Origin of the sequence: Hoylesella buccalis ATCC 35310 (genome assembly GCF_025151385.1) — a bacterium.
In the GTDB taxonomy this organism is placed as follows: domain Bacteria; phylum Bacteroidota; class Bacteroidia; order Bacteroidales; family Bacteroidaceae; genus Prevotella; species Prevotella buccalis.
Genome location: NZ_CP102287.1, coordinates 1,036,531 through 1,059,430 on the forward strand (window position 1 = coordinate 1,036,531; position 22,900 = coordinate 1,059,430).

Below are 22,900 nucleotides of genomic sequence, written 5' to 3' on the forward strand. Positions count from 1 at the left end.
GAAGCTTACTGCTTACTTCGTGATAACCATCTTCTGGCTCACCGTCTTACCATCCACCTGCATCGAAACGATGTACACACCGTTTGGCAGTTGAGCTTTGAGGCGATTCAGGTCTTCAGGCTGACGCACATTGGCCACCCTTTCACCCGAAACGGTGTACACAACAGCCGGTCCATTCCAGGTTGCCGTCGTTACCCCTTGAATCTCGGTAGGCAAATTGCCGAATGAGGTTGCCGTGGTGTTCACCAGCTTAAAGCGGTTGCTATCCATACCCGTATGACGCATGGTGTAAGAATAAGAGGTAACATCCTCACGCAAGTCAACCAACTGACGAGTGGTGTAGTCTACCAACTTCAGATGCTCGTACTGTGGCAGGTTCTTCTTGCGGATGGTCAACGTGTACAACTCGCTGTCACTACCCTCTACAGTAACTTGCTGCTGCGTGAGGTCGGCAGTTGCGTTCACCTGCATCTGTCCATCAACGTTTTGTACATACAGACTGGCAGGTGCATTGGTCAATAGTTTGCGACCATCCCAACCACGGTCGTAGCGGTCGGTGGTGCCTTCGGCCTCAATGAGCCAAAGCACATCGCTACCCTTGCTGCTCTCCAAAACCATCTGTACGGCGCCAGGCTCTGTCGTTGTGACCTCAAAAGGTTTCGCCATGGCTACCCGCTCGTTCTTCACTACGCTATTGTAATGTACTGTCACGGTAGCCTCATTGCCCAACTTGGTCTCTTCCTTGGTGAACTTCAGCAAGAAGCCCTGCATAGAAGGTATCGACTTGTAACCAATAGTTGCTGCCGCATCCTTAGGAACAGCCAAATAGCCACCTGCTGCCACGCTCAGGTTCTTCGAGCCTGTTTCCGACTTGTTTCCATACCAGTCGTTAAAACTACCCGTATGGTACACGTACACTGTAGGATCAACTTCATTTGGGAAGCTAAGCTGGGCAATATCAATGGCAGCTGTGTAAGAGTTGGCAAAGATATTTTGTCCCAATCCCCAGTGCTTCTCGCCCACGTTGGTAGATTTAGATGCTGTTACCTCCGCTGCCTGGCGTGTCAGCGTCAAGTTGTGGTCGCACAAGTTCAACTTACCTGTCAAGGCATATACCTTCGGTGCATCTTGTGTCAACTGATAGCCCACGAATGGAGACATCGTGTTGTCCTTGGCCATCCAGCTCCACTTTTGATAATACTGCTTCGGGCTGTTCTTCGCCTCGGAATAGTATTGCAGGTAAGAACCCTTGAATACAGGACTTGGTGCCATGTCCGTCACAGGAATACCAATCTGTTGCCATGTGTAAGGCTCTGCTTGTAGCGTGCGACCCTTTGTAGGCGAACCATCGAGTTTGTCCTCAATCTTTAACATTTCATCGCCTAACTTCTGGCCACGTCCATAGAGCTCTACCGTTGCATATACCTCAGACTTGCATGGGTCAGCATACGATACGGCAAATGAGCCGCCAGCATCTGTTCCTTTCTCGTCGGTCTTGATCACCAACTTCTTGGCATCACCAGGTTGATTGTAACCTACTAACGCAGTAGAAACAACCACACTACTCTTCTTCGATACCACAAGAGCCTTGTCTGACTGGTTCTCCAGAGTTCCGATGGTCAGCACCTTGCCCTCTGGCAATACGCAATCGTTCTTGGCTGCGCCTGTCTGTGCAGGGTTCTTAGGATTGGCATTGTTCGATTCGGTGGCAAATACCACGTCCTCGCCATCTGCCGGTACCTTGACCGTCCAGTTGTTTTGATTCTCAAACTTGGTGTCCTCATTACCTACCCATAGGTTTTTCTCCATCGGTCCCGTGCAGTCGCCAACAGTGATGATTACGGTACGCTCACCACCTGGATTTCCCTTACAAGACGTACCCTCTGCAAACCATGTCTTCACCTTATAAGTATAAGTTCCAGGTTGTGTGAATACAGCGTCATAAGTATTACCGACACCTACTTCCTGGTCATCCAGATACCACTTCACATCATACATATAAGTAGATACTGGCAACTCCAAATGGTTGGGAGCCAGTCCCTGACCATAGCATTTCTCTATCCACTCTGCTTTTACATCAGGAATACCTACACTCCCCACATAAACATTCTTCTTCTGAACAGGACAGCCAGATACAGTGCCATAATTGTAAGCTGCCGTAACCTGGTACCAGCCAGCTTCCAGTCCAGTGAAAATATGTTTGGAAGAAGTCGACCCTGTGATGTCTTTTGAAGCCAAAACCGTAGCATCCGGCGTTACGATACCGTTGTTCCAGGTGGCCTTCCTAATTTCGTAGTGCAGTGGATAAGTAGCATTGAAGCCCTCCTTGATACCCACACTGATCATACCCGAAGTAGAGTTTTTATCATCACACATGGCTGCCTGGAACTCAAATGCTCCCTTACCCTCAGTTGGTGCGAAGTCTATCGTGAAGATTTTATTAGAGAACGACTCTTCTGACAAACTTGGACCAGAGCCAGGCACATAGGCATTGGCCATGGCCGAGTACAGCACATTGGCACGCTTCCAAAAACCTATAGAGATTTGCCAACCCTCCTGTGACCGTATGCCCGTAATAGGTGTCTTTTCTTCATAGGGTCCATGAACATTGCTGGATGAGTTATCTGGAGATTTTTCCCAATATTGCCAAGAAATTAAATTAGTTGCATCGTACCATTTCGTTGGTGTGCATGCTGAGATTCCAAAATCAAAACTAACCTGATGATCATTGTTACAACCCATGTCTACACGGATACCATCCTTGTATCCATTCTCGTTACTTGGCTTATAGCGTCGCAAATCAGTATCTTTAATCTCCAATGTGGCAGGCTCTGACATTTGTCCACATTTATCCACATAAATTTTGTATTTCCCTACGGGCAGGTCGCCAATGGTGATGCGTCCTTCCTTACTATTTGCATTTATCACTGGCTGGTACCCCTCTATGCGGATAGGGAAATTCATGGTGTACTGATACTCCTTGTCACTGAGGAAGTCGGTGGCCATGAAGGTGGTAGACTTGCTACCATCAGCCTTTTCGATAGTTACATTCACCTTTTCAGGACTGTTCAGCAGGTCAATCACTGTACCTGCCGTATTGCCATGGATGCCATAGAAGCAAAGCGCATCAAGGGTGTTACTCTTAAGTTGCGGTGACCCTGTAGCCTTGAGTGTCACCTCTTTTGAGAGGTTGGTAAAGATACATCCTGACTTATATACAACACGGTAGGTTCCATCACCATATTTGTTCAAGTCGATGGTGCGTACTGTTCTCTGCCTGCCAAACAAAGATATTCCATCCAAAGGCACGTCAATATTCAAATCCTTCCAAGTGCCATCAGGTTGTTTCTGCTCAACGGTAGCCTTCGTACCTTTAGGGAAATAATATTGGGTAAAACCTTGCCCCCACTTGCTATCGTTCATGGTTACCCAATAATCAATACGATAATTTTTGGTCAGCTGGTTACATTCTGCATCAAAAGTTTGCTCAGCAACAGGATTTAACTTCATGGTTTCACCACCCCACAGAGAATTGCTCTTTTCTCCAAACTTTGATACAAATGTAAAAGGATTATTTGAGTTATTAATAAAAATCTCTTCTCCAGAACATAAGTCCTTATATTTTAATTGGAGATAAGTATTCGAACTTGCATTGACACCCTTAGGCAACTTAAAGACAAGATATTCGGTACCGTCCGAATCCGTGTAACTCTTGTCTTTCACATATTCCATATCTGAAATTTTAGAACTACTCCAACGATACATTTGCAAAGAGGTAATCAAAAGATCCTTTTGGGCTTTCCGAGCCTCCTCGGTACCTCGGTCTATAAACAATCTGACATAGTCATTGATGTTACACCCTGTTCCATCCAAGACTTCGCGGTAAAGACCAACACCATTATATCCCACTCTCGGATTGTTCTCCTTGGTCATGGTTACTTCCACCTGTGCTGCCGACGACGTTTCGGGGCAAACACCATTTTGTGTGTCGGCCACAGATATCTTAACTACATCGCCTTGGGCAAGTCCTTCGACAGTCCAAGTACGTTCAGAGATACTTCCGCCAGAAGTCAGCGTTTCGGGATTTCCACCTGCTGCACGCTTGATTTCTGCTGTGTAATAAAAGGGGCCAACACCATCTTTTACCGTTACCGTTACCTTACCATTGGCAGCTCCACCAGGAGAGCAGTATGGAGCCTGAATCTTTGAGGTCAGGGTTGGACTCGTATAATTTTCCGTAACATTGACAACGGTCACCGTGCCAGCCTTATCCCTCGTTCCATCATGACGGAAATACACATCATACGAGCCTGCGGGAACACCTGCCCATGTCTTGCTCCATGTGTTTCCCTCACCAGCAACAAAGTTGCCGTCATCATCAAGTGTTCCAGTCCCTGTATTAACAATATGGTCAGGGTCGCCCGTCTTACGGATTTCTGCAGAACCATTAATGGTGTTTCCTGCTGTGTTTTTAATAGTCAGCGTCACAGAACCTGCATCGTTGCCACAAATGACATCTACATGGCTAATTTCGTAGGTGTAGCTTTGTGCAAAAGCCGCCACGCCACAGGTGAGCATCATGACGAGCATGAGCAGGCAGCGTTGCCACACTTGAGGTCTATACGACCTCGAAGAAGTAAAATTTTTCATTTCTTTTTTTTTAATTCTCTGAACTTTCATTGTTTTTCAAAGCGTACATGCAACATAGGGCATCAGTCGCCCCAGCCACCATACATGTCGAAGTCGTCTTCGTCGAAGTCGCCTTTCTTTGCTCCAATCGGTTTCATACCCCCACTGTCTTCGCCACTCACTCCTGCATTGGGACCGATTTGCAGGGGTAGCAATAAGATGCTTGGCGTTACATAACTTTTCCTCATAAAATCTATATTTAGTTTAACTTATTTCAAAAATACGACTCAAGAAATTGGAAGAGTCGTGCATATTACGGTGGCAAAGTTATGAAGTTTTGTTAAAATTACCCCCCCCGAAAAGTTAATTAAATGTAATTTATACAAATACGAATAAAATAACACATCATTCGCATGGGTGTTTTTACGAAATCTGAGAGAGAAAAACTGACAGCAAACAGGGAAGCGGGGCAATAAAAGCAACTATATTAGCGTTGTCATATCATATATATAAATGTAGACCTCACGCATGCACAATCGATATCATCTCACGTTGCTCATCCTCATTACCCTACTGCTGGCCGGCTGTGGTGCGGAACGGAACATGAAGAAGGGCGAACAGTTTTTAGTCATTGGCGAGTATCACGACGCGGCCAACCAGTTTAAGCAGGCCTATCGCAAGACACCGCCCAAGGAAAGAGACACCCGCGGCCAGCGTGCCAAGCGAATGGCGCTGTGCTATGACCGACTGAACGCTACGCCACAGGCCATCGCCGCCTACCGCAACGTGATCAGATACCGGCAAGACGACATCATGACGCACCTGGGGTTGGCTCGCCAACTGCTCCGGCACGGCGACTACAAACAGGCGACCAACGAATACCAGTTGGTGCTCGACTCGATGCCCGACCATGAGCTGGCCCGCACAGGACTGCTCTCGGCACAGCGTGCCAATGGATGGAAAGAGGCGGGCAGCCGGTACACGGTGAAGAAGATGAACGTGCTGAACTCGCGACGCGCCGATTATTCGCCCATGCTCCTGGGCGACGACCACGACCAACTGTATTTTACCTCGACCCGCAACGAGGCCACGGGCAACGAGCTGAGCGGCATCACGGGGTGCAAGCCCGCCGATATTTTTGTATCTGTCAAGGATGACAAAGGCAACTGGGGCAAGCCCGAACCCGTGCAGGGCGGACTGAACACCGATGCCGAGGAGGGTGCGTGTGCCTTCAGTCCCGATGGACGGGAGATGTACCTCACCCAATGTGTGACCGACGCCACCAATCCCCGCTATGCCAAGATCGTGAAATCCAGTAGAGCGGATGCGGCTTGGGGCAAAGCCAACAATTTGGAAATCACCCGCGACACGCTCTCAAGCTACGCCCATCCAGCCATCTCGCCCGATGGACAATGGCTCTACTTCGTCTCGGACATGCCGGGGGGAATGGGCGGAATGGACATCTGGCGCGTGCGCATCACACCGGCCGGACTGGGTGGCGTGGAGAACCTCGGGGCACCCATCAATACGCCGGGCAACGAGATGTTCCCCACCTTCCGCCCCAATGGCGACCTGTATTTTTCCAGCGACGGCCATCCAGGATTGGGCGGACTGGACATTTACATCGCTCTACCCAACGCCTCCGCCGAACAAGTGGGGCGGCAAGACTCAACGAAGCAGGGAGAGGCATCGGCCTATCGCCTATTCCATCCCGGCTATCCTCTCAACTCGCAGGGCGACGACTTCGGCATGACGTTCGAGGGGGCGTACAACCGAGGCTTCTTCTCATCCAACCGAGGCGACGCACGGGGCTGGGACCACATCTACTGGTTTGAGAATCCAGAGATTGTACAGACCATCAAGGGATGGGTGTACGAGATGGATGGCTACGAACTGCCGGCCGCACAGGTGCGCATCGTGGGCAGCGACGGCACCAACAAGACACTGAGCGTGACCAGCGAGGGGTCGTTTACCTACGTCATCAAGCCGGATGTCGACTATCTGCTGTTGGCCACATGCAAGGGATTTTTGAACCACACCGAAGAGTTGCGCGTGGGCAAGGTGGACGAATCGAAAGAATACACCCTGCAATTCCCGCTGGCCTCCATCACCGTTCCGGTGTTGATAGACAACATCTTCTACGACTTTGACAAGGCCACCCTGCGTCCCGAATCCAAACAGGCGCTCGATGAGCTGGTAAAGCTGCTCAACGAAAATGGCAACGTAACCATCGAGTTGAGCGCGCACTGCGACTATAAAGGTTCGAAGGAATACAATAAGCAGTTGGCGCAGCGGCGCGCCGAGTCGGTGGTGCAATACCTCATTGCAGGTGGCATTGCCAAAGACCGCCTATCGCCCGTGGGCTATGGGAAGGAGAAGCCAAAGGTGGTTCGCAAGAAGCTGACCGAGCGTTACCCATGGCTGAAAGAAGACGACGTGCTGACAGAAGCGTTCATCAAGAAGTTGGACCCCGAAAAACAAGAGATATGCAACCAACTGAACCGCCGCACAGAGTTCAAGGTGCTGCGCACCACCTACGGTTTGTTTGACGAAAAGGGCAACCTGAAAGTGAAGCCCAAACCCCAGAACCACGACAACAACAAAGAGGATGACGGAGGAATATTTATTGAGTTTGAGTAGTTACGACTACGAATTAAGCTTGGGTGGTTTCAACTACGAATTACACAAATAACACGAATTTAATGGTTTGCGTTCCTGTACAGCAATTTCTTTCGTGTAATTCGTGTAATTCGTAGTTAACAACACGATTCGTGGTCACATCAGCGGTTGGACTCCACCGCCTGATAAGCACCGAGGAAGACAAAGGTGAGGATGGTGAGATAGACCATGATGGGCGTTTGTATCCCCAGTTCTATGGAAGCTATCCAGCCATTGATGTCGCCCACGAAATTGCTGAACACCATGCGCAGCTGGTTCAGCGCGTTGCTCACCAGCAGGAAGACCACGCCCAAGAGACAACAGAAGAATACCCAAATGCGGTTGAGGTTGACCAACCGCCGTGGCAGCTTCTGCATCACTTGTTGGGTAAAACCATTGTCGGCGAGCTCGAAAGTATGTTGTGCAAAGAACTGTCTGAGCAGTTCGTCATCCTTATTTTCCATCATAACCATTTTGTTTTAAATAAGTTGTTAGTTTACCCTTGCCCCTGAACAAATGCGATTTCACCGTTCCTTCCGCCAGTCCTGTGATGTCGGCAATCTTGTCGATGGGCTGTCCTTCCATGAGCTGCAGGGTCACGCAGAGTCGTTCGGTGGGCGTGAGGATGTCCAAGGCATCGTACAGATCCATCTTCAGCTGACTGTCGCTCACCGTAGCGTGGCGTACGGCAACGGCTGGCGAATCCAGTCCTTCGGTCATCTTTCGCTGTCGCGTATAGTCGTAGAACACGTTGTAAGCGATGCGGTAGAGCCAGGTAGAGAATTTCGACTGTCCCCTGTACTGCACCAACTTGGTGTAAGCCTTGACGAAAGTGTCTTGCGCCAGATCGTCACTCAGCGGTTGGTCGCCTAAGGTCTGACTCAAGAAGAAACGCCGAATGGGCGACTGATACCTCACCACCAGCTGGTCGAAGGCCCGCTTGTCGTGAGAAACAGTCACCTGTCGCACAAGGGTTAAATCGTCGAGGGGTTTCACGCTATTTCAATTCATCGTGATTTTTGCTGGAAGTCTTCGCCATGACGAGTTGTCCGATGCCCAGACAGACAATCAGTCCACCAATGCCAATGAGCGTTTCTGATCCCCAGATGCCGAACATCACCATAAGTCCCACGCCGATAGCGACATGTCGGATGCCCGTCTTCCACAGATATTCCGAACTCTGTTTGTCCACCCGCAGCAACTCTTCGGGAATGGGTTGCCCGTTCTCCACGGCCTTTTCGGCCAGCGCCACCTTGTCGTTGTGTCGCTTGATGATATGGCGCAACACCATAATCACGATGATAACTGGCAACAAAATGAAGAACAACACGCAGAATAACACCACGATGGCGAAGGCCTTGGCCCCGAAGGAGCCGCCAAGATGCCTCAACCAGGAGGGAATTCCTTCGACAACAAAGTCGGAGTCTGCGTCATCCCAGTAGGCGTCGTCATCAGCAGCAGCATTGTACCCCGAATCTTCCGCCATCGAATCAGCGGGAGCGGATGCCGCGGAGGTGGTGTCCGAATAGGCCTCAACACCCTGGTTGAGCGAGTCGACCGACGTTGTTACACCCGTTACGGGCTGATGGTGACGATGATGACCTTGAGCCGTGGCTCCGTTGATGCCTATGGCCAGCAACATCAAACATGCTAAAAGATACTGTTTCATATTTTCAATCCTTATTTTTTAATTTTCTGTTTGTTGGACGCAACAGCCATGCTTTTAGTTGCAAAGAAACAAAATTTTTTCTACATTTGCACGAAACAAACAAGCCAATGCATCTTCCCGAAGCATTTGAAACCTACACCCGCACCCTGATGGGCAACCACTTGTACGATGACTTCGTGCAAGCCTTGCAAGACGAACCCGCTGCTTGCATCCGGCTGAACCGCCAGAAATGTCCATCGGCCCGGGTTGCCGTGCCCCATGTCCGGGTGCCTTGGTGCGACCAGGGCTATCGCTTGGCATGCCGGCCCGCGTTCACCTTCGACCCACTGCTGCACGCTGGTGCCTACTATGTGCAGGAACCGTCGTCGATGTTCTTGTCGGCCGTGCTCAGACAATATGTTCGAGAACCGGTCAAGATGCTGGATCTGTGTGCCGCCCCGGGCGGAAAGTCAACGCTGGCTCGTGCGGAACTGCCCGAGGGAAGCGTGCTGATGTGCAACGAACCGGTGAGAAACCGTGCGCAGGTGCTGGCGGAAAACGTGCAGAAATGGGGACATACGGACGTGATTGTCACCAACAATTATCCAGCTGATTACCGCAAGGCCGGGCTACGGTTTGACGTGATTCTTTGCGACGCACCATGCTCCGGCGAAGGCATGTTTCGCAAAAACAGCAACGCCATCGATGAATGGAGCGAGCAAAATGTGGAGAACTGCGCTCGCCTGCAACGCGACATCGTGGCTGATGCCTGGGAATGCCTCGAGGCGGGCGGACTGATGATTTATTCTACCTGCACTTTCAACGCCAAAGAGAATGAGGAAAACGTGGCGTGGATATGTAGTGAATTGGGGGCTAAAACCTTATCTATTGACACGGAAACTCATTGGGTTATTGCTCCAACTCCATTGCATCAAGAAAACCAGGGCAGCAAGCCCATCGGCGGTTCGCCTTATCTCGCTGAACCTCTGCACGTTTACCGCTTTATTCCCGGTTATCACAATGCCCAGGGAAAGCAAATGGGCGAAGGTCTGTTTATGGCGGTGCTGCGGAAAGATGGGGAGAGAAAGCCGGACAAGTCTTTCAAAAATCAATCGAGTTTGAGAGGGGCAAAGGGCAAAGAGGCGAAAAGCGGCAGCGGCAAGGACAACGACATGGTTCGTGAATGGCTGCTGCAACCCGACAATTTCTGCTATATATATAAAGGTGACGAGCTGCTGGCTCTGCGACAACCGCTGGTTGGACTGTACGAAAAGGCTGCCAGCCAACTGCGCGTGTTGTCGGCCGGCATCTGCCTGGGTCAGCAGAAGGGCAAGAATTGGATTCCCAGTGAGTCGCTCGCTCTGTCTACCTGTCTCAACGCGGCGGCCTTTCCGAAGGTGGAACTCAGTCATGCTGAGGCTTTGAACTATCTGCGAAGTCAGGCCATCGCCCTGCCGGCAGACACCCCGCGGGGCTTCATCCTCGTGACTTACCGCGGTCTGCCGCTGGGCTTCATGAAGAACATCGGCAACCGAGCCAACAACCTCTACCCCAACGAATGGCGCATCAAGAGCCAGTATAACCCCAAGGAAGAGCCACACATCATTGACATTGAATAAAACAAACGAACTATGCAACAATATTTAGACCTGCTACATCGCATCCTCGAAGAAGGTAAGGTGAAGACTGACCGCACCGGAACTGGCACGAAGAGTATTTTCGGGCACCAGATGAGGTTCAACCTGGAGGACGGATTCCCCGTGCTGACCACGAAGAAACTGCACCTGAAGTCCATCATCTACGAACTGCTGTGGTTTCTCAAAGGAGACACCAACGTGAAATATCTGCAAGAACATGGCGTGAGCATTTGGAACGAGTGGGCGGACGAAAACGGAGACTTGGGTCCCGTGTACGGACATCAGTGGCGTTCGTGGCCCGATCATCGCGGCGGCACCATCGACCAGATACAAAACGTCATCGACCTGATTAAGCATCATCCCGACAGCCGCAGAATGCTGGTCACCGCTTGGAATCCTGCCGACATCAGTGAAATGGCACTACCGCCCTGCCACTGTCTGTTTCAGTTTTATGTGGCCGACGGGCGTTTGTCGCTGCAATTGTATCAACGCAGCGCCGACACCTTCTTGGGCGTGCCGTTCAACATCGCCTCGTATGCCCTGCTGCTACAGATGATGGCGCAGGTCACAGGACTGAAGGCGGGTGATTTCATCCACACCACGGGCGACACGCACCTGTACCTGAACCACATCGAGCAAGCCAAGCTGCAACTCACCCGCACGCCCCGTGAACTGCCGCAGATGAAGCTGAATCCAGACGTGAAGAGTCTTTTCGACTTCCGATACGAAGACTTTGAGCTCCTCAATTACGATCCCTGGCCCCACATCAAGGCAGAGGTGGCGGTGTGAGAGATTTAGTTGACGAGTTCACAAGTTGACGAGTTCACAAGTTGATAGTATATATAGTTGACGAGTTCACAAGTTGACGAGTTGACGAGTTGATGGCTTGTCTAATCACTCCCCTCCCTTTTGGGGAGGGGTAAGGGGGAGAGGCCAAAAGTTCAAAGTAACCGGCTAATCACTCCCCTCCCTTTTGGGGAGGGGTAAGGGGGAGAGGCCAAAAGTGCAAATTAACCGGCTAATCACTCCCCTCCCTTTTGGGGAGGGGTAAGGGGGAGAGGCCGTTTTTAAAAGTAAATATCATGTTGATCACCATCATCGCAGCCGTGGCGCGCAACCGAGCCATCGGCTATCAGAACAAATTGTTATATTGGTTGCCCAACGACCTGAAACGGTTTAAGGCACTCACCACCGGACACACCGTCATCATGGGGCGGCGCACCTTCGAGTCGCTGCCCAAAGGCGCATTGCCCAACCGGCGCAACATCGTGCTGAGTCGTACGCAAACCCATTTTGAGGGTTGCGATAGCTTCGCGTCGCTCGACGAAGCACTGGCTCACTGCGCTGACGACGAGGACATCTACATCATCGGCGGTGCCCATGTCTACCAACAAGCCATCGAGCGAGCCGACCGACTGTGCCTCACTGAGGTAGACGACGTGCCAGAACACGCAGACGTGTTCTTCCCCCCTTATGACGACTGGCACGAGATATCACGCGAGGAACATGGCATCGACGAGCGCCACGCCCACCGCTACGCTTTCGTCAACTATGTGAAAAACAGGTAGGGACGTGACAAATCACGCTGACGTAAAAGGTAATACGACAGGAAGTATTAAGAAGAAACTTAATGGTATCATTGAGAAGGTTGACAACTCATACACATACACTGGCAAACTGAATGAATCAAAAGTGGCGATCATTCATCCAAGCGGCACTGTTGAATACCAGACTATTTACAGCTATGATTCCAAGAATGACAAGTTAACTGATATTTTTGGGAAAAAGTGCATTGGAGTATAATGACTTAGATTTTTGGAATAAATAATATAAAAGGTGATAGATTTTTATTATATCGTACATTATGTAATATATCGCTTTTACCGAAGGCATAATGAAACCTGTGACACATCGATTATGTATGCTTTCACAATTCTTGGTGGGTTATCATTAGGATTTATAGATTTAATTGATCATTTTGTGTGTTTATTCCTTAATATACCGGGGCACTTTAATAAAGTTTCAATCTTGGCATATGCTATCTTATGGATGATATTCGAATACATAGTATTATTCCGAAATGGGAGATATAGAGAACTTTTTAATGAATACGAAAGGCAAAGTAATACACCAGAAATGAAGTCAAAATGTAAAAAAGCAAAGATATTTAACTTTAGCTTACTTGTTCTCGATATATTATTACTTATAATAGCAAATTACTTAAATCATTACCAATAACAAGTGTCTGTTTCTTTGAGAAAAGCATGTAGGAGTATAATGACTTAGATTTTTGGAACAAATAACATTTAAAAATTTGATAGAATTTTATTATATCACACACTACATAGTGTATCGCTATTACAGAAGGCATAAAGAGAGCTATACTATGTCGATGTTATATGCTTGCGGTTTGCATATGATTTTATCATTTACATTAATAGGAAATATTGATTATTTCGTGTGTTTATTACTTGGAACTCCACTTCGTGTTGACAAACTTGTTGCTTGGGGATATATTGTCTTCTGGGTGATTTTTGAATACATGATATTCTTTCGAAATAATATATATAGAGAGATTTTTGATGAATACAACAAGCAAAGCAATACACCAGAAATGAAATCGAAATGTAAGAAAGCAAAAATATTCAACTTTAGCCTACTTGCTATCAACTTATTATTGCTTATAATAGCAGATTATTTAAATCATCACAAATAACAAGTGTCTGTTTCTTTGGGAAAAGCATGTAGGAATATAATGATTTTGGCGTAATGGACATTTGGTAAGCCGAAAAGCTCCAGATGTCCATTATTTATTACCTATGTGGTATTTGAAAACTTATGAATAAAAAAGTTAGCATCCAATATTAGCCGCCTTTGTGTAGCTTTCTTGCTTTACTACCTTTGCCCGAAAAACTTATGTTTGTACTCAACGAAACAAAAGTTGATAATGTGATAGATACGACTCGTTGCACAATAACATCTGACTACCATTCTCTAACTCGGGAAGCTGTTGTTAAACTTCTTGAGCAAAGGGATGCGGAGCTTAAGAACAAGGATGCGGAGCTGGAGCGAAAGTCCCGTCGCATTCTTGAACTTGCCCCTACCTTTTTTATTTTTCTTTCTTAACGGAACGTTATAAATCATGCCCCTACGCATATACGCCACTATTCGAATGGCACGACATCAGCTGTGGTCTTGTTGCCGACGATGAGATGATTCATGTTATATCGGATGGTGACCCGCAAGTTTTTCTTATCAAGCTCAAAAGCATCCATGCCCTGTCCAAGCGGTATGAAAGCTGGGATATGCGCTTTGATGTAAGGAGCGGCCGCAGGATTGGCTTTGGCCTCCACCTCGCTGATGGGTAAGCGGATGCCCAAATCGTTCATGCGCCGTCCCTCTGCAATGAAAATTTCTTGGCGCATCAGGTAAATCAGCTCGAGCAGAGCGTCGTGGCCTTGGCACCGGTCTATCATCTCTGCCGTCACCGACGTACCTGAAACCGTGGGCACGCTCACCACTTGCGGCTTCTTTCGGCTCAACACCAACCCCTCACGATAAGGTTCACCCGGCGATGCGGCAACAGTGTAGGCGGCTCCGTCGGGATATTCCTTGATGCCTCCCACGGCTCGTGTTTTGGCCCAATCTTTCACATCGTGCCGCACGGGGCGCGACTTAACCAGACCGAGCAGTTGTTTGAGTTGCGCCTTGCACTTGTCCGTTTCTTTCTTGGCCAGCAAGGCTTCGGCCATGATGAGGTGGTTCTCCTCGGCTTTGGCTATGCAGATGGGACTTTCATAAGTGGACGTGAGCTGCACATATTTGGGATTGAGAAAGTTAAGACGCGGCAATGGCTGATACAGGGCTTTCCAGATGTCATCCTGCATCGCGTTGAATACACTGTTTGAGCCATCAAACTGCACCTGCCACAGCAGATTGTCGCACAGCTTCAACGCCATGCCACTCTCCTCCAACGCCTCGTCTACCTTGCCCAGACGGTAATAGGCGCGCGCCTTGAGCGTGTGAACAAACGACCGAAGCGTGTCGTTTTCAGCATATTTCTCACTTTCTCCCAGCGATTGCAGCGCCAGTTGCAACAGCTCTTGCCAGGTCTTCACCGCACCCCGCTCGCTCACAGGCAGGGCCATGAAGTTCTCACCGCCGAGCAAAAAGCCGTAAGCCTTGATGGTATGAAGTTTGAACAGCTGCGCCTTCGTGACGTTCTTGTCATACTTGCTCACCTTGTCAAAGGCGAAATCGGCCGTAGCGCGCAACTGCTGCACAGCTCGTTCCAAGCCATTCACGTCGGGATCGTTGTACAATATTTTCGGTTCGTCAAAGAGTTTGCTCTCGCGTGTGTAGTTGTTGAAAAAGTTGTCAGAGATGATTTCGGTCTGCAAGCAGAAGTCACCAACCGTAAGGGCCAATGTCTTCTCGGCACCGTTCACCCAAGTGTCCATGGCGTTGCCTCCCTGGAGATAACCATCTTCTGTGACGTTAGGATTCTCGATGTCGCCGGGGGCCACCAAGTTACACGAGGCCAACAGCAACGTTCCCCCGATGATGAGGGAATATGATAAGTTTGATTGCATGATTTTACAAATTGAATTTCAGTGAGAAAATATATTGTCTGGGTAACGAATAGGTGGCATAATTCAGTCCTCCCGATGCCACAGCCCCTTGCGAGTGCGCGCCCGAGATGACCGCTTCGGGGTCTACGGATGCCGCAGTGAAGTTCAACGGATTGTTGACGCTCATGCTGAACAGCACGCTCTTGACCACGGGCTTTGAGCCTTTGAGGTGATAAAGATAGCTCAAGCCAACGTTTCGCACCTTGAAAAAGTCGGCCTTCTCCACGAAATAGTTGGTAAAGTCGAGCCATGCGTCCTTCTGCTTCCTGCCCATGAGTGCCTTCTGGGGCACCACATCGTCTTTCAATCCCTTTTGAAAGCGGAACTGACGGTCGAACGAGTGAACGTAACTACCTGTCTGATAGTCACCACTCATCCACAGACTACAGTTTTTATAATGAACATCCATCGACACATTGCCATAGCAGGTGGGGATAGTAGAACCCAAATCTTGCATGCGAAGCACCTCCTTGAGGGTGCCATCGGCATTGAGAACGGCCTTGTTGCCGCGCAAGAAGCCTACGGGCTTACCCTCCTCCACTGCCGTCTGAATGGTTTCGGGACCGAACCCGCCAATGCTGAACGGCACCGTGCCACCTGCACTCAATACGCGGTTCCGGTTGGTGTTAACAGCCGTGCGCAGGGTGGCCTGCCAGTCCTTGGTACGCACGATGTTGAGGGCAAGTGCCATCTCAACGCCCAGGTTACTGATTTCGCCAATGTTGGCCAAGTAGCTGGCCGCGCGTCCGGCCGACGGCAAGGTGGGAACCGTGAACAACGCACCCTTGGTAACGGAGTGATAGTAGGTGAATGAAAGCGTGGCGACATCATGGAGGAAAGATGATTCGAAACCCACCTCGAACGAATGTTTCTTCTCGGGTCCCAAGTCAGGGTTGCCAAACTGCCCGAACGTGCCAGCCTGCTTGCCTTGATAGCCTGTCACGGAGATGGTGCGCTGATAGGCGAATGGCGGCGGATAGCTGCCCGCGACACCGTAGTTGCAGAACACGCGCAGCATGGACAGCATGCCACTGCTGACCAATGGGGCGAGAAATGGCTCGTCACTCATCACGTAAGACAGGCCGAGCTTGGGATAAAACTGCCACTTCACATTGTCGCCAAATGCGGTGTTGTAGTCCACGCGTGCGCCTAAATCAACGTAATATTTATTGAACAGCCCAATGTTGTCCTGCGCGTAAAAGCTGTAGCTGTGCAGGAAGTTGAGCCACTCGTCGGCCTGAACGGTTCCGGCTCCACTCATCACCTTGGCCCCATCGCGCACGTTGGTACCGCGATAGATGGCCTGACGGTCATGCGTGTTGAAATATTGGAAGCCGGCAGTAAGCACGTTGCTCAACCGGTTGGCATGGTAAAACTTGTACTGTCCGTTGATGTCGGCGGTGAGCCCGAAGTAATTGCGGTCGAAATTGTTGACACGACCGGCATCCGTCGTGCCCACATGCTTCTCACCAATATGAATGAGATACTCGTTGGTCACGATTTCCTTGTTGTTGTTAGCCCGATAGTCAATTCCAAAAACGCCTTTAACGGTGAGTTGGGGCAATGGCTTGTAAAGCAAGGTGTGCGATGTTTGGAAATGTTTGGTCGACTCGCGATAGTGCTGCAAAGCCTCGGCTTTGTCCACAAAGGCTCGCATCTTCTCAAACGTGTCATCATCGGCGGCATCGATATCGGCAGGATATCTCTGTTCATGGCCATTGGCATCGGTGAACTTGAAGCGGCTGGAAGCGCTGCCCTCCGTGAACCATAGTCCCGTATAGAAACCCTGATTGCCATTGCGACTGCGATTATAATCATCGGCCACAAAGCCAAATGAGTTCTGATACTCCAGTTGGGTAGTGAGCTGAGCGCGCGAGCCAAAACGCAGGTCGTAACGCTTATGGGCATTGTTGTTGTGTATCACCACACCCGTGTTTTCCATCATGTTGGCACCCAGGCTATACCCATACTTGCTGTTTCCGCCGGCAAGCGACAGCCGGTAACGCTGCTCGAAACCCGTCTGGTTGAGCAAATCGGCCGTACGGCGGAAGTGATAAAACTGCGTGGTGGCCTTGTCCCATCCCATGTCCACTGACGCGGAAGCGTGAAAACCATCCGAGCTTCCCTTCTTCGTGAAGATTTGTATCACGCCATTGGCCGCATCAGAACCATAGAGCGTGGTGGCCGCTCCACCGCTCACATACTCTATATGGTCGATGTTCTCCATGGAAATATCGCTCAGCGCGCTCGACGCCGCCATCTCACCCATGGGCATGTCGCCAATGGTGTAAGGCTGGGCGCCATAACCTTTCTTGGAATAATTGAGAATGGCACCGGTGTTGAGGTTGTCGGTGCGAACGCCATCGATGTAGATGATGGGGGTAGAATTAGAAAACGCCGAGGACAATCCCCGGGCTTTGATGACAGAGGTGCTGCCGGGCTGCGCACCTGAGAGTGAAAACTGAACCCCAGGGATGGCGTTGCGCAGCATTTCGTCCATACGCCCCACGGTCAACTTCTGCAAGTCTTTACCTGAAATCTTGGTGACGTTCGAGGATAACCTTCGCCGTTCAATGGCTCCGCCCTGCCCCGTCACCACTACTTCGTCAAGACTGATGGGCGAGTTGAACCTCATCGTGTCTACCATCTCTGCATGCACATTGGCATGATTGTCATCCGTCACCATCATCGCCCTTGTGCCAGGATTTGCGAACGCGGGCAGGTAAGCCAATGATTGAAAAGCAACCAATGATGTTATCGTCAACAAATTGGCTTCTCTTTTTAAATGAATCATTATGTGTAAAATCTTTTTACATTAAAAAACTAATGGTTGCAAAGGTAAAAATATCCTATGAATCTGTCAAAAACTAAAGGGAAATATCATGACAGAAACAGATTTTTATAAAAAAAGCGATTAACCTTTTGTTAGAATACAAAAAAAATATACTTTTGCAGTGTCGTCGTTCTCTACGATGCGGCAAACAGGGGTATAGCCCAGATGGTTTAGAGCGCTGCAGTCACATTGCAGAGGTCATCGGTTCGAGCCCGATTATCCCTACCAACCCAAAAAAGGTTCAAGAAAACAAATTTCTGTTTTTCTTGAACCTTTTTTATTTTTTCCAGCTACCTGGCTGCCTCTTTCATTTGACACCCTTTCATGAATGCCGTTCGGCGGAGCATGATGAATCACGCCCCTGCATGGTGAGGGCCAATGATTTCAAATGAGGCGGAACATGATGAGTCACGTCCCTACCATTTTCATTTCACCATTCTTTTTTAGAAGCTCTAATACGAAAAGAGTATTACAGCTTGATGCTCTTTTTCTTAGCTTTGCTCTCGTTGTTCATTCTGTCAAGCGCAGTAACCACATATCGATATTTGGTTTTGCCATCAACATAAGGCAGTTTATACATCGTTTCCGAAGTGATGGCGACAATCTTGGAGGGATTGTCCAAGTTGACACGCTCTCCCTTGTTGAAACGGTAAACCACATATTTTGTTGCTACGTCATCCCAATCTTTACCACGAGGTTGTGTCCAAAACAGGATATAGCCGTCGCTTGTCCATACAGGTTTTACCTTTCGAGGTTTCTTTGGACGCTTGCCATCAATAAACGGCATCTCGGGTTGCAAGGCCGGATATTTCCAATAGTAGTTGCGAAGAGCCGTTCCGTAGTTGCCTACATTATCCACCACAGCCTTGGCATACCACAAAACAGTACCCTTCACATTCGACATCTGATCGTGCAAACGGAATTTTGCCGGTAGTTGATTGCTATTCGGGTTTTGCAGGTCGGCATACTTCGCTGTACGATCCACACTCTCGCCAATGTATAAAGGTCGGTTACCGGCATAACGATTCCACCACCTGATGAGCGTGTCATAATCGGCCGTTGGGTGACCGATTTGCCAATATAACTGCGGAACGCAATAATCTACCCAACCCTTGTTCACCCACAACAAGACATCGGCATAAAGATCATCATAATTTTGCAATCCCCGGGTGTTGCTGCCAAGTGTTGGATCATTCTTCTTGTTGCGGTAAATACCAAAGGGCGAAACGCCAAATTTCACCCAAGGCTTACGCTGGTGTATCTTTTCTCCCAACTCTTTGATGAACAAGTTGACGTTATAGCGACGCCAGTCATTGACGTTCTTCAATCCATTATTATAGAGTTGGAATTCGCGACCGTCGGGAATGACTTCACCAGGAGCTGGATAAGGATAGAAATAATCGTCGATGTGCAAACCATCCACATCATAGCGACGCACAATGTCGTCAACCACCTTATAAATATATTCCCTGTTGGCGGGGTCGCCCGGGTTGAGAATAAACTGTCCGGCATACGAAAATACCTTGCCAGGTTGCTTGATGGCAATATGATTGCCGGCCAGAGCGGAAGTACTCTTGGTTTTGGCACGATAAGGATTAATCCATGCGTGCAGTTCCATCCCTCGCTGATGACACTGCTCTATCATCCATTGAAGTGGGTCCCAAAAAGGATAGGGCGCTTGTCCTTGCACGCCTGTCAAGAAACGACTCCATGGCTCATAACTACTTTGATAGAGCGCATCGCACTCTGCCCTGACTTGGAAGATGATGGCATTGACACCATTCTTCTGCAATTCATCTAATTGATAACTCAACGTGCGCTGCATGTTGGCCGTTCCCATTCCTTCGAACTGGCCATTTACACACTGTATCCAAGCCCCTCGAAACTCACGTTTTTTCAGATTATCGGCCTTACTTGCCAACAAGTTACTACATACCACGAATAAGAGCAACAGCCTTATCTTGGTTAAAAATTTATTCATATCTACTTTCTTTTTGTGCAAAGATAGTGCAAGCCGAACACAAAGAAAGCTTGTTTGCTTTGTTGAGGCGAAGCCTATCTTATGAAAAGATAGTGCAAGCCGAAGACAGAGAAAGTTTACTTTCTTTGTTGAGGCGAAGCCTATCTTCTGCAAAGATAGTGGTTGTTGGCTGAACTGCCAAATATATTTGACAGAACGAGCCTCCCCGAAGAATTATCTGATGGCCGCAGCATATTTGCCTAATAATGATTATCTTTGCAGAAAGAACGTAAGAATATGGAAATAAAGAAGGCCGAATTCCTCATATCATCGCCAACCATAGACAAATGTCCCAAAGACAATCGGATAGAATATGCATTCATCGGACGCTCGAATGTAGGAAAATCCAGTCTTATCAACATGCTTTGCAACCATAAGGGACTGTCCAAGACATCATCCACACCGGGCAAAACCCTTCTCATCAATCACTTCTTGATTAACGATGAGTGGTACTTGGTTGACCTTCCGGGCTACGGATTTGCCAAGAGATCCAAGAAAGTGCAGGCGGATATTGAGAAAATGATTAACACCTACATTTTGCAACGAGAGCAGTTGGTCAACCTGTTCGTGCTGATTGACGTGCGCCACGAGCAACAAAAGATAGACCGTGCGTTCATCGATTGGTTAGGAGAAAACGAGATACCCTTCACCATTGTGTTCACCAAAGCCGACAAACTGGGCACGGTGAAGGCGAAAGCCAATGCAGCCCAGTGGATGGAACAATTAAAAGATGCCTGGGAAGAACTGCCACCTTACTTTATTACGAGTTCGGAAAAACGAACGGGCCGCGAAGAATTGTTGGCTTATATCGATGAAATAAACCAATCACTTCTGTAAACATGGCTGGACCAATACCCTATTTAGACGTTCAGAATCTAACGAAATCTTTCGGCGACCTTGTTTTGTTCAACAACATCTCCTTCTCCGTTGCCGAAGGTCAGCGCATCGGTCTCATCGCCCAGAATGGCACCGGCAAGTCTACCCTGCTGTCGGTTCTTACCGGTAAGGAAGGCAAAGACGGTGGCGAGATTATCATGAAGAAAGATCTCAAGATTGGTTATCTTGAACAGAAGACCCTGTTTGATGAAAACGAATCGGTGTTAGACGCTTGCTTTAATCATCAAGGCGATCCACAGAAAGTATTAAAGGCCAAGCAAATACTAACGATGTTGCACATTGATGATCTTGACCAACCCATGGGACAACTGAGTGGTGGACAACAAAAACGGGTGGCCTTGGCGAACGTTCTGATTACAGAACCCGAACTGTTCATCCTCGATGAGCCGACCAACCATTTGGATTTGGAAATGGTGGAGTGGTTAGAAAGCTACCTGTCGCGGGGCAACAAGACACTGCTGATGGTGACGCACGACCGCTTTTTCTTGGATCGCGTGTGCAATTCGATTCTTGAATTAGACGACCGAACCATCTACGCATACCGCGGTAATTACAGTTATTATCTGGAAAAGCGCCAAGAACGCATCGAAAACAAGCGGGCAGAGGTGGCGCGTGCCAACAACTTGTATCGTACCGAACTGGAATGGATGCGGCGCATGCCACAGGCTCGCGGACACAAGGCGCGCTATCGTGAGGAGGCTTTCTACGAACTGCAACAGGTAGCCAAACAAAAGGTTGAGGAAAGACAAATCAGACTGAAATCGAGCAATGTGTATATCGGTTCCAAGATTTTCGAGTGTCAATATGTATCGAAGGCTTGGGGCGACAAAGTGATACTGAAAGACTTTTATTACAACTTTGCCAGATTTGAGAAATTAGGAATCATCGGCAACAACGGAACCGGGAAGTCAACGTTCATCAAGTTGTTAATGGGGCTCGTTGAACCCGACAGTGGGAAATTCGACATCGGTGAAACCGTTCGTTTTGGCTACTTCTCTCAAGAAGGATTACAGTTTGACGAACAGCAAAAAGTGATTGATGTGGTCAGTGACGTTGCCGAGAACATCAATCTGGGTGGCGGCAAAAGCATGACGGCCTCGCAGCTGCTGCAACACTTCTTGTTCACGCCTGAGCAGCAACACAACTTTGTTTACAAACTCAGTGGCGGCGAGTTGCGCAAGTTATACCTTTGCACGGTGTTGATGAAAAATCCCAATTTCCTGGTGCTTGATGAGCCTACGAACGATTTAGACATTCAAACACTGCAGGTGCTGGAAAACTATTTGCAAGACTTTCCGGGGTGCGTAATCGTCATCAGTCACGACAGGTATTTCATGGACAAGGTAGTTGACCACATCTTAGTGTTCAAGGGTGAGGGCGAAATTCAAGACTTCCCCGGCAATTACACGCAATTCAGAGAGTGGAACAGCCTGAAACCCATCGAGCAGAAGCCAGAAGAAAAGAAGGAGAAGCCTGCCGCAAAGGATTACAGAAACAACGAAAAGAAAAAGCTCTCTTATAAAGAAAAACGAGAGTTTGAAGTTTTGGATGAGGACATTACAAAGCTGGAGCAACAGATAAAGGATGTGGAAGAAGAGATATGCAGCGGAAAGTTGACCGTTGAAGACCTCACAACCAAGAGCATGCTGCTACCCACTTTAAAAGAAGAGCTGGATGAAAAAAGCATGAGATGGCTCGAATTATCCGAACTGTCTTAGGGGAATGGCTTGACACTCCCGCCCCACCTACTTACTTTTGTCACTTTTTCACGAAAAGGGTGTAAAACTTCGATAACCAACCACGTCTTTTTCTGGTTGGTTAACGCGACACCCAACAGGCTGCAAGTCCCAAAAGTTTTTTTGCCTAGGGTAACACCCTGGGATTGAATGCGTTGAAAAAGCTATGACCTACGGGGGCAAAAGCAATCGAAATACAATGATAACCGAT

Annotated in this window: 15 protein-coding genes and 1 tRNA gene; 8 read left to right on the top strand and 8 right to left on the bottom strand. The window is 48.8% G+C overall.

What is annotated here, in order from left to right; translation table 11 throughout:
• Positions 1–12: 12 nt before the first annotated feature.
• Positions 13–4,650, bottom strand: coding sequence for a T9SS type A sorting domain-containing protein (locus NQ518_RS04445; protein WP_227960741.1), 4,638 nt, complete (start codon positions 4,648–4,650; stop codon positions 13–15).
• 62 nt (positions 4,651–4,712) lie between these two features.
• Positions 4,713–4,877, bottom strand: a complete 165-nt coding sequence (locus NQ518_RS04450; protein WP_227960739.1) for a hypothetical protein — start codon at positions 4,875–4,877, stop codon at positions 4,713–4,715.
• A 280-nt stretch (positions 4,878–5,157) separates the two neighbouring features.
• On the opposite strand from NQ518_RS04450, the gene porE reads away from it, so the two are divergent.
• On the top strand, positions 5,158–7,269 hold the full coding sequence (gene porE / locus NQ518_RS04455; protein WP_227960738.1) for a PorE family type IX secretion system protein: 2,112 nt from the start codon (positions 5,158–5,160) through the stop codon (positions 7,267–7,269).
• 140 nt (positions 7,270–7,409) lie between these two features.
• Here the strand turns inward: porE and NQ518_RS04460 are convergent, their stop codons facing one another.
• The 3 genes from NQ518_RS04460 to NQ518_RS04470 are packed head-to-tail and all read right to left on the bottom strand — an operon-like array spanning position 7,410 to position 8,956.
• The gene (locus NQ518_RS04460; protein WP_227960736.1) at positions 7,410–7,754 is read right to left on the bottom strand and encodes a DUF5056 domain-containing protein; all 345 of its coding nucleotides are present in this window, start codon (positions 7,752–7,754) and stop codon (positions 7,410–7,412) included.
• Complete coding sequence (locus tag NQ518_RS04465; protein ID WP_227960734.1) at positions 7,741–8,283, bottom strand: RNA polymerase sigma factor; 543 nt, start codon at positions 8,281–8,283, stop codon at positions 7,741–7,743. Before NQ518_RS04465 ends, NQ518_RS04460 begins: the two co-directional genes overlap by 14 nt.
• A 1-nt stretch (position 8,284) precedes the next feature.
• Positions 8,285–8,956, bottom strand: coding sequence for a DUF6249 domain-containing protein (locus NQ518_RS04470; protein WP_227960732.1), 672 nt, complete (start codon positions 8,954–8,956; stop codon positions 8,285–8,287).
• A 107-nt stretch (positions 8,957–9,063) separates the two neighbouring features.
• Between NQ518_RS04470 and NQ518_RS04475 the strand changes: the two genes are divergently transcribed.
• From NQ518_RS04475 to NQ518_RS04490, 4 genes are all read left to right on the top strand, one after another.
• On the top strand, positions 9,064–10,554 hold the full coding sequence (locus NQ518_RS04475) for an RsmB/NOP family class I SAM-dependent RNA methyltransferase (protein ID WP_227960730.1): 1,491 nt from the start codon (positions 9,064–9,066) through the stop codon (positions 10,552–10,554).
• Positions 10,555–10,566: 12 nt separating this feature from the next.
• Positions 10,567–11,361 carry a thymidylate synthase gene (locus NQ518_RS04480; RefSeq protein WP_227960728.1) on the top strand — a complete coding sequence of 265 codons (795 nt, stop codon included), beginning with the start codon at positions 10,567–10,569 and terminating at the stop codon, positions 11,359–11,361.
• Positions 11,362–11,654: 293 nt separating this feature from the next.
• On the top strand, positions 11,655–12,140 hold the full coding sequence (locus NQ518_RS04485; protein WP_227960726.1) for a dihydrofolate reductase: 486 nt from the start codon (positions 11,655–11,657) through the stop codon (positions 12,138–12,140).
• Positions 12,141–12,958: 818 nt separating this feature from the next.
• Positions 12,959–13,288: a multidrug transporter MATE gene (locus tag NQ518_RS04490; RefSeq protein ID WP_260107759.1), complete on the top strand. Its 330-nt coding sequence runs from the start codon at positions 12,959–12,961 to the stop codon at positions 13,286–13,288.
• 448 nt (positions 13,289–13,736) lie between these two features.
• On the opposite strand, the gene NQ518_RS04495 is transcribed toward NQ518_RS04490, so the two are convergent.
• Together NQ518_RS04495 and NQ518_RS04500 are read right to left on the bottom strand one after the other, a co-directional pair.
• A complete protein-coding gene (locus NQ518_RS04495) occupies positions 13,737–15,164 on the bottom strand; it encodes a hypothetical protein (RefSeq protein ID WP_227960723.1) in 1,428 nt (475 codons plus the stop codon).
• 4 nt (positions 15,165–15,168) lie between these two features.
• Positions 15,169–17,997: a TonB-dependent receptor domain-containing protein gene (locus tag NQ518_RS04500; protein ID WP_227960721.1), complete on the bottom strand. Its 2,829-nt coding sequence runs from the start codon at positions 17,995–17,997 to the stop codon at positions 15,169–15,171.
• Positions 17,998–18,186: 189 nt separating this feature from the next.
• On the opposite strand from NQ518_RS04500, the gene NQ518_RS04505 reads away from it, so the two are divergent.
• Positions 18,187–18,264 (top strand) — tRNA-Val (locus NQ518_RS04505).
• Between the two features lie 241 nt (positions 18,265–18,505).
• Here the strand turns inward: NQ518_RS04505 and NQ518_RS04510 are convergent.
• Positions 18,506–20,017 carry a glycoside hydrolase family 10 protein gene (locus NQ518_RS04510; RefSeq protein WP_227208026.1) on the bottom strand — a complete coding sequence of 504 codons (1,512 nt, stop codon included), beginning with the start codon at positions 20,015–20,017 and terminating at the stop codon, positions 18,506–18,508.
• A gap of 276 nt (positions 20,018–20,293) precedes the next feature.
• Between NQ518_RS04510 and yihA the strand changes: the two genes are divergently transcribed.
• Positions 20,294–20,893 (top strand): ribosome biogenesis GTP-binding protein YihA/YsxC, encoded by a 600-nt coding sequence (gene yihA / locus NQ518_RS04515; protein ID WP_227208024.1) that lies wholly within the window; start codon positions 20,294–20,296, stop codon positions 20,891–20,893.
• A 2-nt stretch (positions 20,894–20,895) separates the two neighbouring features.
• Positions 20,896–22,671, top strand: a complete 1,776-nt coding sequence (gene abc-f, locus NQ518_RS04520; protein WP_227208023.1) for a ribosomal protection-like ABC-F family protein — start codon at positions 20,896–20,898, stop codon at positions 22,669–22,671.
• Positions 22,672–22,900: the final 229 nt, after the last annotated feature.

What these genes read in the sequence shown, in the direction of transcription:
- NQ518_RS04445 (WP_227960741.1), bottom strand. Translation starts at nt 4,650, where the DNA reads ATGAAAAATTTTACTTCTTCGAGGTCGTATAGACCTCAAGTGTGGCAA.
- NQ518_RS04450 (WP_227960739.1), bottom strand. Translation starts at nt 4,877, where the DNA reads ATGAGGAAAAGTTATGTAACGCCAAGCATCTTATTGCTACCCCTGCAA.
- porE (WP_227960738.1), top strand. Translation starts at nt 5,158, where the DNA reads ATGCACAATCGATATCATCTCACGTTGCTCATCCTCATTACCCTACTG.
- NQ518_RS04460 (WP_227960736.1), bottom strand. Translation starts at nt 7,754, where the DNA reads ATGATGGAAAATAAGGATGACGAACTGCTCAGACAGTTCTTTGCACAA.
- NQ518_RS04470 (WP_227960732.1), bottom strand. Translation starts at nt 8,956, where the DNA reads ATGAAACAGTATCTTTTAGCATGTTTGATGTTGCTGGCCATAGGCATC.
- NQ518_RS04475 (WP_227960730.1), top strand. Translation starts at nt 9,064, where the DNA reads ATGCATCTTCCCGAAGCATTTGAAACCTACACCCGCACCCTGATGGGC.
- NQ518_RS04480 (WP_227960728.1), top strand. Translation starts at nt 10,567, where the DNA reads ATGCAACAATATTTAGACCTGCTACATCGCATCCTCGAAGAAGGTAAG.
- NQ518_RS04485 (WP_227960726.1), top strand. Translation starts at nt 11,655, where the DNA reads ATGTTGATCACCATCATCGCAGCCGTGGCGCGCAACCGAGCCATCGGC.
- NQ518_RS04490 (WP_260107759.1), top strand. Translation starts at nt 12,959, where the DNA reads ATGTCGATGTTATATGCTTGCGGTTTGCATATGATTTTATCATTTACA.
- NQ518_RS04495 (WP_227960723.1), bottom strand. Translation starts at nt 15,164, where the DNA reads ATGCAATCAAACTTATCATATTCCCTCATCATCGGGGGAACGTTGCTG.
- NQ518_RS04500 (WP_227960721.1), bottom strand. Translation starts at nt 17,997, where the DNA reads ATGATTCATTTAAAAAGAGAAGCCAATTTGTTGACGATAACATCATTG.
- NQ518_RS04510 (WP_227208026.1), bottom strand. Translation starts at nt 20,017, where the DNA reads ATGAATAAATTTTTAACCAAGATAAGGCTGTTGCTCTTATTCGTGGTA.
- yihA (WP_227208024.1), top strand. Translation starts at nt 20,294, where the DNA reads ATGGAAATAAAGAAGGCCGAATTCCTCATATCATCGCCAACCATAGAC.
- abc-f (WP_227208023.1), top strand. Translation starts at nt 20,896, where the DNA reads ATGGCTGGACCAATACCCTATTTAGACGTTCAGAATCTAACGAAATCT.